Origin of the sequence: Chryseobacterium sp. D764 (assembly GCF_019317325.1) — a bacterium.
In the GTDB taxonomy this organism is placed as follows: Bacteria; Bacteroidota; Bacteroidia; order Flavobacteriales; family Weeksellaceae; genus Chryseobacterium.
Genome location: NZ_CP079219.1, coordinates 739717 through 753647 on the forward strand (window position 1 = coordinate 739717; position 13931 = coordinate 753647).

13 protein-coding genes are annotated in these 13931 nt (G+C 36.3%); 3 read left to right on the forward strand and 10 right to left on the reverse strand.

The annotated features are described in order from the left end of the window. The first annotated feature begins 188 nt into the window (after nucleotides 1-188). Nucleotides 189-797 carry a 3-isopropylmalate dehydratase small subunit gene (gene leuD, locus KYG33_RS03225; protein ID WP_077417542.1) on the forward strand — a complete coding sequence of 203 codons (609 nt, stop codon included), beginning with the start codon at nucleotides 189-191 and terminating at the stop codon, nucleotides 795-797. Next, nucleotides 778-1902: a 3-isopropylmalate dehydrogenase gene (gene leuB, locus KYG33_RS03230; RefSeq protein WP_077417540.1), complete on the forward strand. Its 1125-nt coding sequence runs from the start codon at nucleotides 778-780 to the stop codon at nucleotides 1900-1902. The genes leuD and leuB overlap by 20 nt, the downstream gene beginning before the upstream one ends. 103 nt (nucleotides 1903-2005) lie before the next feature. On the opposite strand, the gene KYG33_RS03235 is transcribed toward leuB, so the two are convergent. The 10 genes from KYG33_RS03235 to KYG33_RS03280 all read right to left on the reverse strand — a co-directional run bounded on the left by KYG33_RS03235 (nucleotide 2006) and on the right by KYG33_RS03280 (nucleotide 11407). Next, nucleotides 2006-2188 carry a hypothetical protein gene (locus KYG33_RS03235; RefSeq protein WP_077417539.1) on the reverse strand — a complete coding sequence of 61 codons (183 nt, stop codon included), beginning with the start codon at nucleotides 2186-2188 and terminating at the stop codon, nucleotides 2006-2008. Nucleotides 2189-2260: 72 nt separating this feature from the next. After that, nucleotides 2261-2866 carry a DUF4230 domain-containing protein gene (locus KYG33_RS03240; RefSeq protein WP_047422912.1) on the reverse strand — a complete coding sequence of 202 codons (606 nt, stop codon included), beginning with the start codon at nucleotides 2864-2866 and terminating at the stop codon, nucleotides 2261-2263. Nucleotides 2867-2869: 3 nt separating this feature from the next. Further along, nucleotides 2870-3433, reverse strand: a complete 564-nt coding sequence (locus KYG33_RS03245) for a TlpA family protein disulfide reductase (protein ID WP_219072662.1) — start codon at nucleotides 3431-3433, stop codon at nucleotides 2870-2872. 2 nt (nucleotides 3434-3435) lie between these two features. Beyond that, complete coding sequence (locus KYG33_RS03250; protein WP_047374946.1) at nucleotides 3436-3903, reverse strand: nucleoside triphosphate pyrophosphohydrolase family protein; 468 nt, start codon at nucleotides 3901-3903, stop codon at nucleotides 3436-3438. Nucleotides 3904-4007: 104 nt separating this feature from the next. Continuing rightward, complete coding sequence (locus tag KYG33_RS03255) at nucleotides 4008-4739, reverse strand: energy transducer TonB (RefSeq protein WP_219072663.1); 732 nt, start codon at nucleotides 4737-4739, stop codon at nucleotides 4008-4010. A gap of 105 nt (nucleotides 4740-4844) precedes the next feature. After that, nucleotides 4845-5255, reverse strand: a complete 411-nt coding sequence (locus tag KYG33_RS03260) for a hypothetical protein (protein WP_077417531.1) — start codon at nucleotides 5253-5255, stop codon at nucleotides 4845-4847. A gap of 10 nt (nucleotides 5256-5265) precedes the next feature. Continuing rightward, complete coding sequence (locus KYG33_RS03265) at nucleotides 5266-5979, reverse strand: glycohydrolase toxin TNT-related protein (RefSeq protein ID WP_219072664.1); 714 nt, start codon at nucleotides 5977-5979, stop codon at nucleotides 5266-5268. A 469-nt stretch (nucleotides 5980-6448) separates the two neighbouring features. Beyond that, nucleotides 6449-9379: a reprolysin-like metallopeptidase gene (locus tag KYG33_RS03270; protein ID WP_219072665.1), complete on the reverse strand. Its 2931-nt coding sequence runs from the start codon at nucleotides 9377-9379 to the stop codon at nucleotides 6449-6451. 370 nt (nucleotides 9380-9749) lie between these two features. Beyond that, nucleotides 9750-10247 (reverse strand): DinB family protein, encoded by a 498-nt coding sequence (locus KYG33_RS03275; RefSeq protein WP_077417525.1) that lies wholly within the window; start codon nucleotides 10245-10247, stop codon nucleotides 9750-9752. A 20-nt stretch (nucleotides 10248-10267) separates the two neighbouring features. After that, nucleotides 10268-11407 (reverse strand): acyl-CoA dehydrogenase family protein, encoded by a 1140-nt coding sequence (locus KYG33_RS03280; RefSeq protein ID WP_077417523.1) that lies wholly within the window; start codon nucleotides 11405-11407, stop codon nucleotides 10268-10270. A gap of 189 nt (nucleotides 11408-11596) precedes the next feature. Between KYG33_RS03280 and KYG33_RS03285 the strand changes: the two genes are divergently transcribed. Then, nucleotides 11597-13510, forward strand: a complete 1914-nt coding sequence (locus KYG33_RS03285) for an endonuclease (RefSeq protein ID WP_180563713.1) — start codon at nucleotides 11597-11599, stop codon at nucleotides 13508-13510. Nucleotides 13511-13931 lie beyond the last annotated feature (421 nt).

Below are 13931 nucleotides of genomic sequence, written 5' to 3' on the forward strand. Positions count from 1 at the left end.
TGTAACACTTAAGTAAGAAGAAGTTATCATTGGCTTGCATAAAAAAAGCACTTAAGCTTTTTGAAAATATTTGATTTTCATTCTTATGCGAATTTCTTATATAGGTTCTTTTTATCCTTTCTTAAGTAAACTGAAGTGAAAAAAACTTTTGTGTCTTTTGTGGTTCAAAGTCTAACAATGTAGAATACATGCAAAAATTAGTTATTTTAAAATCCCGCGCAGTTCCATTGCCGGCAGAAAATATAGATACAGACCAGATTATTCCGGCAAGATTCCTGAAAAGTATAGACAGAAAAGGTTTTGGAGAAAATCTTTTCAGAGACTGGAGATTCAATATCCATACAGGAGAACCTAATCCGGATTTTGTTTTAAACAATCCTAAATTCAGTGGCCAGATTTTGGTTGCAGGAAATAATTTCGGGTGTGGAAGCAGCCGTGAACACGCAGCCTGGTCTTTGACAGATTATGGGTTTAAAGTAATTATTTCCAGTTATTTCGCTGATATTTTCAAAGGAAATGCTTTAAATAACGGACTTCTTCCGGTAAAAGTTTCTGAAGAGTTTTTAAAAGAAATTTTAGAAGGAATCAATGAAAATCCTGACAATGAGATTGCAATTGATGTGGAATTGCAATCAGTAAGCTTTAAAGATACAACGGAGACTTTTGAGATAGACTCTTATAAAAAAATATGTCTGTTGAACGGCTATGACGATATTGATTTTTTAATCAGCAGAAAACAGACCATCACAAATTTTGAATTAAAGACACAAAAAACAAATGAGCAACAATTATTTTAAAATCGCGGTTCTTCCCGGAGATGGGATTGGTCCGGAAATTATCAGTGAAAGCATTAAAATATTAGATGTCATTGCTGAAGCTTTTCAATGTAAATTCCATTTTGATTATGGATTAATCGGTGCAGAAGCAATTTTCAAGACAGGAAATCCTTTGCCTGAAGAGACATTGAAAATCTGTAAGGAATCTGATGCTGTGCTTTTCGGAGCTATTGGCGATCCGGTTTTTGATAATAATCCTGAAGCAAAAGTAAGACCGGAACAAGGGTTGTTGAAACTCCGTAAAGAGTTGGGATTGTTTGCTAATATCCGTCCTTTGAAAACATATGCTTCTTTAATTGATAAAAGTCCGCTCAAAAGGGAAATTATTGAAGGGGCTGACATTCAGATTTTCAGAGAATTGGTAAGCGGAATCTATTTTGGTGAAAAATTTACAGATCCGGAAGGCGCTTATGCCTATGATGTTTGTAAATACAGCCGTGAAGATATTATTCCGATTGCACACATGGCATTTCAGGAAGCTCAGAAAAGAAAGAAAAAGCTTACCCTTATTGATAAAGCTAATGTGCTGGATACTTCAAGGTTGTGGAGAAAAACGTGCCAGGAAATAGCTCTGGAATATCCTGATGTACAGCTTGATTATATGTTTGTAGATAACGCAGCTATGCAGCTGATTCTTAATCCTAAGCATTTTGATGTGATTTTGACTGAAAATATGTTTGGTGATATTATTTCTGATGAAGCAAGTGTAATTGGAGGGTCTATCGGATTGCTGCCGTCTGCTTCGGTAGGGGAAGAAAATGCTTTATTTGAGCCTATCCATGGATCTTATCCTCAGGCCAAAGGGAAAGGAATTGCCAATCCTATTGCTTCTATTTTAAGTGTGGCCATGATGCTGGATCATCTTAATTTAAAGGCTGCAGCAGATAAATTAAGACAATCTGTAGAACATGCTATTGAAAACAAATATGTCACGATTGATCTTAATACGAAACAATATTACTCAACAAGTGAAGTGGGAAGCTTTATTGCCGACCATATCAGATATTCTGAAAAATCATATTACAATTTTGAAAATATCAAGATCGGAAAATCGACGATTGTATAGAAAACAAAAAAGTTCAATTAGATAGTTAGAAAGAAAAGTTTCGCCTCATATGAGACGGAACTTTTCGTTTTTTAGTACCAATAAGCCTTAACAGCTCTTTTCGTTATTTCGTATTATCCGTTTTTCCTGACTTGTTTTTTGAAGACTTCTGAATGTCTTCTTTATCAATATCAGGTGGATTGGTCTTTTTTGCTGCTGCAGGAATATTCTGGAAATCCTGATTTTGCTTTTGGGTTTCTGCGGTGTTGGCAGATTCTTTCTTGTTGGTTTTTCCTTTTTTTTCCATGACTTTGAATTTTAAATTTCAACAATATGGATAATATCATTCAAAGGGTCTGCCAAACAGAAATATTTTATCCTAAAGTCCCAGAATACCAATTTTTCCCGTTTTATCCTCAATGGTATAATTCAGTGCTTTCGCTAAAACGAAAACATTATTAAGGTTTTCCATCAGCTGTTTACGGCCCTCATTTCTCAACTGATTCTGATCAATTGATTTTTCTGCCGTTTCTTTAGCCTTTGCAGTGACATTCTTAATATCTTTCTCCGAAATACGGTTTATGAATGAATCATCTAAAGATTGAATTTCAACACTTGGTGTAATTCTGATCTCAGCATCAGGTAATTCTGTAATAACCAGTTTTTTGTTGATGGAATCCACTTCGATCTTCATTTTATTAAGATCATAAGAAACCTGTGCATTGGTCTTTGTATACGTAATAATGCTGTTGCTGGAAACTTCTTTCCCGAAAACTTCATAACCCATTTTGGTTTTCTGCATACTGGAAGTGTTCTGTTCCATCACCACCATCTTATTCATCTTGGAAATCTGATTGGTCAGGATATAATAATCCGACTGTTCTGTTTTAGTTCCAAGGTTCAGACAGGACTTCAGACCAAAAAACAGAAGCACCATAGCGCCGGCACCAGCTGCAAAAGACAGGATTGTTCTATAATTTCTCAAAATCTATTTAAAAATTTCTTTAATAACAGAGGAATCGTTCTTTTTAAGGATTTGAACCAAATCTCTTTCAATATAGCCTGTAGTAGGCATTTCTACAATTCTTCCAATCTCTTTTCCGTATCTTTTCAGGATAATGGTAGGGACTTTTTGAAGATTATAAAGACTTTCATCCCCGGTAGGAGATTCTTTCTTACGGTTTACGGCAATAATGTTTAATTTATTTTCCGGATAGTTTACGGCCTCCAATATTTTCATCAGTCTTGGAAAATCTCTGTGGCTGTCTTCACACCATGTTCCCATAAAAACAATAATGTCATAGGTGCCGATTTTCTCTTTTTTCAATTCACTGACTGCTTTTTGGTCAAGAGCATATTCATCATGTTCCTTTACATACCAATCTGCATAAGGAGCTTTTAAAAACTGCTCTTTCAGTTGGTTTCCTAAAAGCATTTTGCCGTCTTTCTGAGTTTCAACCTCGCGGTTTACGACTACTTTTTGAGCGCTAAGCTGTTGTGCAGCTAAAAGTAAGCTTGAAATGGCAACAATATTGGTAATAAATTTTTTCATAATTATTTCTCGATAATTGATTTTAAATCAGCAGGAGAGTAGTATTTGTTTTTTAATACTTTATGATCCGCCTGTCTGTAAACGTTAAATTTTTCTCCGGACTTTTCATAAAAAGATTCTACTTCCTTCTCTTTGTAGAATTCAACGGTTTCCTTTGCCTGCTCTTCATTATCACACGCTTTCGACATATTGGAACGCTGAACTTCGTTGAATAGCTCTACAAATTTGCTGCCAAGTCCGAATTCCAGCACAGCACCACTCAAAACATACTGAAGATCACACAATGCATCTGCAATTTCTACAATATTATTATCAGCAATTGCCTGTTTCAGTTCGTTCAATTCTTCCTGTAAAAGTTCTACTCTCAGATTGCATCTTTCCGGAGAAGGAATTTGCGGAGTATCTAAAATAGGGGCTTTGAAAGTAGTATGGAATTCTGCTACTTGGTTCAGACTATCAATTTTATCCATGAATTTTTTTATTTCCCACAAAGATAGAAAAGGATTTGTAAAATGTGAAATGTACAAGAGTAAAATATGGAACCCAAAAATGCAGACTATCCAGTGTTTTTATTTTATTCCCGTGAATTAAAGTTTATAGGCATTCTAAACCATGAACTTACTGGCAACCCTTTAGTTTTTGCAGGGCTCCACTTTCCTTTTATTTTTTTTAGTGCAAATTTTACATCTTCAAGAAGAATTTTATTGTTTTCTACTTTGGGTTCAAGATCTACATTGACGATGTCTCCATTTTCATCTATTGCAAAAGATATAATAAATGTTCCTTTAGGGTTGTAAGATTCCCAATCTAAATAATTATATAAGCTTTCAAGGGCATCTTTTCGAAAAGCTTTCATTCCACCGGGAATAGCAGCAGACTGATATGCTTTAATGATATCATAATCGGGTTTGTAATTTTCAAAAAAATCTTTCGGCTGAAACAGAAAATCAAAATAAGCCGGAATTGTTTTCCCGTCTTGTTCTGCAGGCTGCCAGTTTTTCAGGCTTCCTAAAGATTTTACCACAAGAGTAAAAGCGCATTTGTTTTTCTCTATGATGCTTTCATCACTTTTCTTCTTTATTAAAGCAGGTTTGCCATTCTCATCAATCTTTAGACTTACAAAATACATTTCATTTTTATCACATGGCTTAGATCCGCTTTTCAGAAAATAGTCCTGCATTTCTGAGGATAACTGGATGGTACCTCCTTTATAAGGAAACTGACCTTCCGGATATTTAGCGAGTGTTTTTTGTGAAAATGAAGATCCAAAGTATAGAGTAAAAAGAAATAAGATTATTTTTTTCATTTATAGAAGTTTTTCACGGTTCAAATTAGTTTGTTTGCTAAATTAAGAAAAAGTCTACAACTTGAAGGTTGTAGACTTTTATTATATTAAGTAAAATGATTCTAGTTATTCATATTTCCAAACGCCGGAGATGCTCAATATCATTAGTCCCGGCTGTTTTTCTCCATAGCTGAATACGCAGATGTATTTTGAATGACAGGAAGAACAATCTGTCCCAAAATATAAGGTAGGCAGATCATTAACAGTCAATTCTCCAAAATGAATCATTCTTTGAGAAGTTCCGTTGACGATTCCGTGTTTTAATAATTCATCTTTGGATATTATTTTGTCTTCATTGTACACCTGGAAGATTGGAAATCCTGATTCGTAGGGCTTTATCTCAACCGTATTTTCATGACCGCAATTACAGCAGGTAAAAGTGGTAATGGCTGCTGGAAGCGCTTCATCATTAATGAAAGTGCTTTTTGTAACTGAAGCTTTTTTAGTAATGTTTATTTTGTTTGATATTGAATACATCTGAATGAATTTATGGCTGAATAACTGTGCCCACTAAGTTAGGATATTTTCCGCTTGGACTTTTCTTGATGGTAACTTTTATATAGCCTTCTTCTGCTAGCTTATTCCACGTTTTCTGATAACCAGTGTTGATGTCAATCGGAATTTTCCACATGGTTTGCTTTCCTTTACCCGCCTGGCTAAACCAAGGAATAATGTCTGCTGTCTGTGTTTTAAACTGCATTGCATTGTTCAAGACATCAATCTCATAATAGAAGTCGTACTTGTCTTCAGGCTGGTTTAATGCTCTTTGGGTAAACGTATAGGTATATCCGTTGATGACAGGACTTGTGAAGCTTCCTCCCAAAGTAGGAACACCTGTTCCGTTATAACTGCCCACAGCTCCGCTGTATCTGTCAAACTTCTGTCCAACCTGTAATGCAACATCATCAACGATATTGTAGCCTCCGTTTGCAGGCGGCCATCCGCCGTTTAAATTATTAGCCTTAAAAAGTGATTCCAGCTCGCTCCATTTTCCTCTTTTATAAAGATCATAGGCTTGGTTTCTAAGAGGCTGGCTTGCCGTATTGTTGGGGTCATAAGTTGTTGCCAGTTCATCAGCATTTTTGTAGAATACGGTTGTGACATCCGGATTGGTGTCTATTTCATCATCTCTATCTGAATTACAGGCAATAGAGAACGAAGCAATAGTAAAAAAAAAGAGGTACTTAAATAAATGTTTCATATAAAAATTTTAAATTATTTTAAAAATCAGAGGTATTAGAAGGGGCTGCCTTTTTGAAACATCATTCTTTACAAAAATCTTAAGTGGAAATGTTGATATGAATATTATTAATGTTTTTCCGTTCAAAAAATGATCGGAATCTGCCTTAATAATAGTTTTTTCTGGCAGTAAATTGTTGAAAGATCAATTCAGCCAAAATAGGATCGAGAGAAGCAACTGTATCAGACGTTCAAAAAACGACTTCGGAGCTCCCTTAAATACAAACTGGGTAAACGGTACAACAAAAGAATATTATTGTTCGTTAAATTTAAATTAAAAAACTCAAATACTAGTTATTTTATTTTAAATAAAATATTTTTATGAAATTAGTTACATTCATAAATGCATTTAATATAATATTTTACATTTTGCAAAAATAAAACTGCCCCGTAAAGGGCAGTTTTTTCACATCGTTTAATTTTAAAAGTTATTAATTTTTAATAAATCTTTTAGTTGATTCTCCAATTTGAAGCATATAAGCACCTTTAATTAGATTGCTTACATTCACAGAGCCTCTCTGAAGTTTTCCTGAATCAATTAGTTTTCCACCCATATCGAAGATTTTATAGTCTTCTGAAGTTGTATTGGAAACATAAAGTACATCTCTTACAGGGTTTGGATAAAGCTTAATATCTGTGATCAGATCTTTTGTATTCTGAAGATCTCCTTTTCCTGAAGAAACGATATTAAGAGTGTAATCTTCAACCTGGCCATACGTGAAAGCTTCACATGATGAAGTAGGTATTGAACTGTATTTCATCATTACTCTCATTCTTGTAGATCCAACAGTTGCTGTAGCTGGAATTGTGATAGATCCTGTTACTGGGCTTGTTGTAGATCCTGCTTTTGTCCATGCTAATTCTCCACTGTCTGTAAAGTCTCCATCACCGTTGTAATCAATATAAACAGCATATGCTTCGCTATATTTTGTAGAGGTCCAAACCGGAGTAACGGAGATCGTATAAGCACTTCCTCTTGTTACATTGGTAGAAACTGAAGTGAAGTTTTCGTAACCAGCTGTTCCTGTAGAAGTATTATTAATAGATCCAAATGTTACATTTCCGATTCTTTCATCTGCTGTGTTAGATGCTGATGAAGAGCAATATGAAACGCTTCCTCCTGCAAGAGTGGTAACACTTACTGTATTGCTGGAAACAGATGCGTTTCCTGCTGCATCTTTTGCTTTAACAGAGAAAGAATAGGTTGTTGATGGAGTAAGTCCTGTTACGGTATATGTAGTAGAAGCTGTAGAACCTACTAATGAAGCCCCTTGATATACATCATATCCGGTAACCCCCACATTATCAGTAGCACCTGACCATGAAAGGTTAGTTGTTGTAGCAGTAGTTCCTGAAGCAGCAAGGGTAGGAGCTGTAGGAGCAACGGTATCAGGAGTTCCGGAACCTGCATTTACAGAGATGTTGGCATTGTTTACATCAAAGAAAATGTGATTTGATCCTTTTACCATAATTCTTCCTGTAGTGGTAGTAGAATTAGGAATAGTAACTGCCTGTGAACCGTCATTTGGTGTTCCTGCCAATAGAGTAGTCCATGTACTTCCACTGTCTGTTGACCAAAGGATATCTACATTGGCTGCATTCACACCATTAGCTGTAGTTCCTGCCACGTTCCATGTAATGGTTTGAGAGCTTCCTCCAGCGTAAGTTGTTGCTGAATTTTGTGAAGTGATATTGAATGGTCCTGCAGTTCCATTAACTGTGATTACCGCATCGTCAGAATTGTTTCCTGAACCTCCTGGCTTGTTATCACGAACGGTAAATCTGAAGTTTAATGTTCTGGCCACTGAAGAAAGTGCTTCTACTGTGATTTCAGACCCGGCTGTAGTGGTTGCACCTGTTAATACAGAAGCCATTCTTGGGAAATATCTTACAGGTGCAGTGGTAGGAGTCCATGATCTGAAGTTCGGTCCTGTAGCTTTTGTTGCACTGGCAGCTGAACTTGCTCCTGTTTGTGAAGAAGAAGCATTGTCCATTTGTTCCCAGATGTAAGTTAGAGAATCTCCGTCAGCATCCGTTCCTGTACCCGTCAGTACGAATGGAGTTCCTTTTGGAATTGTATAATCTAAGCCTGCGCTTGCTGTAGGAATTGAATTCCCTGTATTGGTATTGACAGAGCAGGTTTTAGCTTTAATATTATTAGTGATCTGCTGGATACTTATCGCGTGGAAGAATGCATCAGAATGCGGTTGAATATCCTGGCTGGTAATTCCCGCATAGCCCATGATTGTGGATCCTGATCCTGGTTCCATATTGACACCTGTTCCTTCATTGTTCATGGAGAATGTATGATTTCCTCCGAACTGGTGTCCCATTTCGTGAGCCACATAGTCGATATCAAAATTATCTCCTGAAGGAATAGCATCTGCAGGGGAAGTATATCCGCTTCCTTTTGATCCGTTTGTACAGATACAGCCGATACAGCCTGCATTTCCACCGCCTCCTGAAGCTCCGAACAAGTGTCCGATATCATAGTTGGCTTCACCAATTACAGAAGTTAAAGTGCTTTGTAATTGAGAATTCCAGCTGCTCATTCCGGAAGCTGCAGAATAAGGGTCTGTAGATGCGTTGGTGTAGATTACAGCATCGTTATTAGCGATCAGAACCATTCTTGCTGCGAAGTCTTTTTCAAAAACACCGTTTACACGGGTCATTGTGGTGTTCATTGCAGCTAAAGCCTGAGCTTTTGTACCCCCGAAATAAGTAGTGTATTCTCCGGTACATGACAGTGCCAGTCTGAACGTTCTCAGTTTGGCATCATCAGCGTTAGGTCTTGCAGCAAGAGCAGAGTTGGAAACTCCTTTCTGTGCAGCGTCTACTACTGTACATTCAAACTTGTTAAGATCATCTTTTTTGTCAGATTTTCTGTACACTACATAAGAAGAAAGATCTTTAGTGTAAGGTTCAATGAAAACCGCAGATTTATCACCGTAAATTTCCATTGATGACAGTCCTAGTGGGGAAACACTGAAATAGACTGTGGAATTAGGATCATCCAGACCTTGTCCTACATAGGATTTGATATCCGGATATTTTGCTGCCAACTCAGGAGCAAAATTGGAATTCTCCCTCACTTTAAAATTTTCCATTCTGCCTTCAGAATTTGGAAAAGAGATGATGAGTTCTGATTTTTCGCCTACAGCCAGTCTTTTGGGAGCTTTTGCAAGAGCATTTTTCAATCCGTTGATGTCCAGGTTGTAAACCTTAGGATTGCTGATGCCTGTTTTGTTTTCAAAAATCTCTGATGAAGTTTTTCTGGAACCTTCAGACCAAAGACGGTCAGTCTGTGCGAAAGAAATACCCGAAATAAGGAGCATTCCAATCAGCGTTAATTGTTTTTTCATATTAAATATTAAATTTGATTGTGGAATATCAAAGCTAACGAAAAATATATTATCAAAAACAAAATTTTTTAAGAGAAATTTAGAATATTGACTTAGAATACTATGCAGTACATTGAATATAATTGAAAAAGCTTATTAATAAAAGAAAAATGAAATGATGAAATGTGCTTTAATTTTTTAAAAAAAATAAAATAGATATATTTCTTTATTAATTTATTAAAATGAGACAATAAAATTTGATAATTATTTAATTATATGCAAGAATGTTAGTGAATTAAATTTTGATAACTGCTGTCATCTATTCTACATTCTGTCTACAAAAAAAGCTGCTTCAAAATGAAACAGCTTACTATATTTATATAATCCTTACTTAGAATTTATCATCAGCAGTAGGGCCGTAAAGTCCAGGGACTTTGTTTCCGGTTGATCTTAAATAAACAACTAATTCCCCTCTGTGATGGTACAAATGATTATAAAGAAAGCCTCTTACCACCTGGATTCTTGGAGATGGCGGAAAAAGTACGTTTCCGTTCATTTCCATTTTCCACTCATTGAAATAAGTATTCTCATCCGAGTTTTCCAGAACTTTCTGTGCGTTGGCAACATTTTCTTCAAATTTTGCTAGGATATTTTCCGCTTTGGAAATATCTCCTTTGTCATACTTATACGCACCCATATCAAAAGTGTCCTGATTGAAAGTGGATTCGTACCAATTGTATACTTCAGCAATGTGAGAGGCTAACTGTCCGGTTGTCCAGTTTTTTTCAGACGGTTTCCAGTCTAATGCGCTGTCAGGGATTGCCTGTAAAATTTTTCTGGTGTTTTCAGCTTCGTGCAGAAATTCACCTAAAAGTGCCTGTTTAATCATTTGTATTGGGATTTAAAGATTTATTTTGTAATATCTCTTCCAATTACCAGTCTCTGGATCTCAGAAGTACCTTCACCAATTGTGCAAAGTTTAGAATCTCTATAGAACTTTTCAGCCGGGAAGTCTTTTGTATAACCGTATCCTCCGAAAATCTGAACTGCATTGTTGGAAATTCTTACACAAGCTTCAGAAGCATATAGTTTAGCCATAGCTCCTTCTTTTGTCATTTTCTGTTTTGCGTTTTTCAGGGTAGAAGCTCTCTGAATAAGAAGCTCAGCAGCATCAATTTCTGTAGCCATATCTGCAAGCATAAAGTTGATTGCCTGGAAATCTGAAATAGGCTTTCCGAACTGATGTCTTTCTTTTGCATATTTCAAAGCAGCTTTATAAGCTCCTCTTGCAGTACCTAAGCTTAGTGCAGCGATAGAAATTCTACCACCATCCAATACTTTCATAGCCTGCTTGAAACCTTCACCTACTTCTCCTAAACGGTGGGAATCCGGTACACGTACACTATCAAAGATTAATTCAGCTGTTTCTGAAGCACGCATTCCTAACTTGTTTTCTTTTTTCCCGGAAGTAAACCCAGGCATTCCTTTTTCTAAAACAAAAGCTGTAGAGTTGTTTTTAGCACCTATTTCTCCTGTTCTTGTCATTACTACTGCAATATCTCCTGAAATAGCGTGAGTGATAAAGTTTTTAGCTCCGCTGATAACCCATTCGTCACCATCTTTTACAGCAGTAGTAGACATCCCTCCTGAATCTGAACCTGTATTGTGCTCTGTAAGACCCCAAGCTCCGATTACTTTTCCGGAAGCCAGCTGAGGAAGCCATTTGTGTCTTTGTTCTTCATTTCCAAATTCATAGATATGGTTGGTACAAAGTGAATTGTGTGCTGCTACAGAAAGACCAATAGATGGGTCAACCTGAGAAATTTCATCCAGAATAGTAACATACTCATGATAACCTAAACCGGAACCTCCATATTGTTCAGGAACAACAATTCCCATAAAACCCATCTCACCTAACTGGTGGAATAAGTCTTTTGGAAAAGTCTGGCTTTCATCCCACTCCATAATGTTCGGTCTGATGTTCTTTTCTGCAAATTCTCTAGCCGTCTCCGCTATCATTTTGATGTTGTCAATAGTCTCTGTATTCATATAATAATAGTTAGTGCCCAAAGATAACCAAATTGATGGAATGCTAAAATAATTATTTCATTCATACTATTTAAGCCATAATATGTTTAATTTTCAATTTTTTATAATTTCAGAATTAATGTTTTCTTAATAAAATATTCAGTCTTTTACGATTTTTATTTCACTATTTTGGTTCCCAATTTTTAAAGCATGAAAAAAATTTTACTTCCTATCATTTTAATTTCCTCTTCTATTTCTGCGCAGGCACCTGCCGGATATTATGATGGAACAGCAGGATTGACAGGATATGCTCTGAAGTCGAAACTTCACGATATTATTTCGGATAAAATGATCAACTGGCATTATGACGATCTGAAGGTGCTCTATAATCAAACTGATCTTGACAAATATTATGATCATGATGCTTCCAATACTCAGTACATGCTGGATATCTACTCGGAAATACCTTCGGGACCGGATGCTTATGAATACAAAGCAGATCAATTAATAGCTGGTGCAGGAGGAGAAGGTTTGGGCTATAACAGGGAACATATGATGCCGCAAAGCACATTCAGTACAAGTTCATCTATCAGTGATTATCCTATGTATTCGGATCTGAACTTTATTATTCCTGCTGATGCTTATATTAACCAGCGAAGGAATAATTATCCTTATGGAATAGGAAATAATACGAATCATTATATTTTTACCAATACTTCGAGGATATCCAATGCCGCAATTCCAAACTATCCATATACCGGAAGGGTTTACGAACCTATAAATGAGTTTAAAGGGGATATCGCAAGGACTTTATTGTACTTTGCCGTAAGATATGAGGGGAAACTGGGGTCATTTAACACCGCTTATACTACATCAGCAAACATAACACCGGCTACAGATCAGTGTCCGCTTGACGGAACCGAAGAAAGAGCCGTTGATCTTCCGTATGTTGTCATGCTGAAGCAATGGAGTGCTGCAGATCCTGTTTCGCAAAGAGAAATTGACCGGAATAACGCCATCTATACCATACAGAAAAACAGAAATCCATTTATTGACCACCCTGAATGGATTGATATGATCTGGTCTGAAACGCCCGATAACGTTGCACCGGCAGCTCCGGGATCCTTGGCTTCAACGCAGCAGAATGCCTATTTTGTCAATTTGAACTGGACGGCTTCTCCTGATACCGATGTTTTAGGATACAGGGTTTATGTGAATGGTTCAGCAACACCGGTAGCTGTTACAAAAGGAACTTCTATAAGCATAGACCACCTGAGCCCTTCAACAACTTATACTTTTACAGTGAAGGCTTTTGATAAAGCATATCTGGAGTCTCCGTTCAGTAATACGGTGACAGCTTCAACAATTGCTTTGGATTCATTTGCTTCGGATCTTATGATTACAAAATATATATCAGGAACCAATACAGATTTCGTTAAGAATAATGCTCTGGAAATCGTTAATAAAACCGGACATGAGGTTAATTTAAATAATTACAGAATTAATATTCAGTTTAAAAACAATTCTTCAGGAGCTATTTATAGTGGTGATACCTATGAGCTGGAAGGTAAGGTTGGAAATAATGAAACTTTTGTTATTTTGAATCCAAAAGCTGCTTTATCATGCTATACCAATGATCAGGCAAGATTTGTTACAGCTTCTGATCCTATGCTGTTTGCAGGACAGAACTACGTGGAACTTGCTTATAATAAAACGGTTACTATAGATGCCATTGGTGTAAAATATACTACCAATAATAATGGAAATGTGTCTTTATATAGAAAAAGTACCATCAATAAACCTGCAGATACATTTAATATGAGTGAATGGGATTCTTATCCGGCTAATTACTGTCAGAATCTGGGTGGCACATTGTCTACTGCAGAGCTGATTACTGCCAATAATGAATTTACAATATATCCAAATCCGGTTTACAATGATCTTTATGTAAGCGGAACAACGGAAAAAATAAAAACAGCCCGAATTATAGATCTTTCCGGAAAAGTGATCTACACAGAGAAAGATCCTTTCAGAAATAAGAAAAGTATTTCGGTACAGGGAATTCCTACAGGATTGTATTTCTTGCAACTTGATGAGAAAGCACATCAGTTTATTAAAAGATAACAGGTGTAGGATCACCATGCTTTTTTAGTAACAAGTCTAAACCTCACATATTTTTAAAATCTGTGAGGTTTTATTTTTTAATAGGGGTGATGAGATTGCTTCGCTTTGCTCGCAATGACTGTTTTAGCCCTGATAGGAGCGGTTACCCCACAGCAGGAAGAGGCCTTTCGGCTGAGCTTAGGATGGCCGCCAAGGCGCGAGGAGTATGAGCGGATAGCAGGAAATAGCTTCTTACTTAAAAATAAAGTGAAAAATGTAGAGTTAAAGTAAACGTAATGAAAAAAGTTTTATCAGGTTTTTACATTTTCATATTTTTGTATTTTTTGGTAAAGGCTTAAAAACCTTATGGTTACTATATAATCGATATAAGCAGATTCACTAATAATCAATATCTATAAGTGTTTCTGCTTATATTTTTTAT

What these genes read in the sequence shown, in the direction of transcription:
- leuD (WP_077417542.1), top strand. Translation starts at nt 189, where the DNA reads ATGCAAAAATTAGTTATTTTAAAATCCCGCGCAGTTCCATTGCCGGCA.
- leuB (WP_077417540.1), top strand. Translation starts at nt 778, where the DNA reads ATGAGCAACAATTATTTTAAAATCGCGGTTCTTCCCGGAGATGGGATT.
- KYG33_RS03235 (WP_077417539.1), bottom strand. Translation starts at nt 2,188, where the DNA reads ATGGAAAAAAAAGGAAAAACCAACAAGAAAGAATCTGCCAACACCGCA.
- KYG33_RS03245 (WP_219072662.1), bottom strand. Translation starts at nt 3,433, where the DNA reads ATGAAAAAATTTATTACCAATATTGTTGCCATTTCAAGCTTACTTTTA.
- KYG33_RS03250 (WP_047374946.1), bottom strand. Translation starts at nt 3,903, where the DNA reads ATGGATAAAATTGATAGTCTGAACCAAGTAGCAGAATTCCATACTACT.
- KYG33_RS03255 (WP_219072663.1), bottom strand. Translation starts at nt 4,739, where the DNA reads ATGAAAAAAATAATCTTATTTCTTTTTACTCTATACTTTGGATCTTCA.
- KYG33_RS03260 (WP_077417531.1), bottom strand. Translation starts at nt 5,255, where the DNA reads ATGTATTCAATATCAAACAAAATAAACATTACTAAAAAAGCTTCAGTT.
- KYG33_RS03265 (WP_219072664.1), bottom strand. Translation starts at nt 5,979, where the DNA reads ATGAAACATTTATTTAAGTACCTCTTTTTTTTTACTATTGCTTCGTTC.
- KYG33_RS03270 (WP_219072665.1), bottom strand. Translation starts at nt 9,379, where the DNA reads ATGAAAAAACAATTAACGCTGATTGGAATGCTCCTTATTTCGGGTATT.
- KYG33_RS03275 (WP_077417525.1), bottom strand. Translation starts at nt 10,247, where the DNA reads ATGATTAAACAGGCACTTTTAGGTGAATTTCTGCACGAAGCTGAAAAC.
- KYG33_RS03280 (WP_077417523.1), bottom strand. Translation starts at nt 11,407, where the DNA reads ATGAATACAGAGACTATTGACAACATCAAAATGATAGCGGAGACGGCT.
- KYG33_RS03285 (WP_180563713.1), top strand. Translation starts at nt 11,597, where the DNA reads ATGAAAAAAATTTTACTTCCTATCATTTTAATTTCCTCTTCTATTTCT.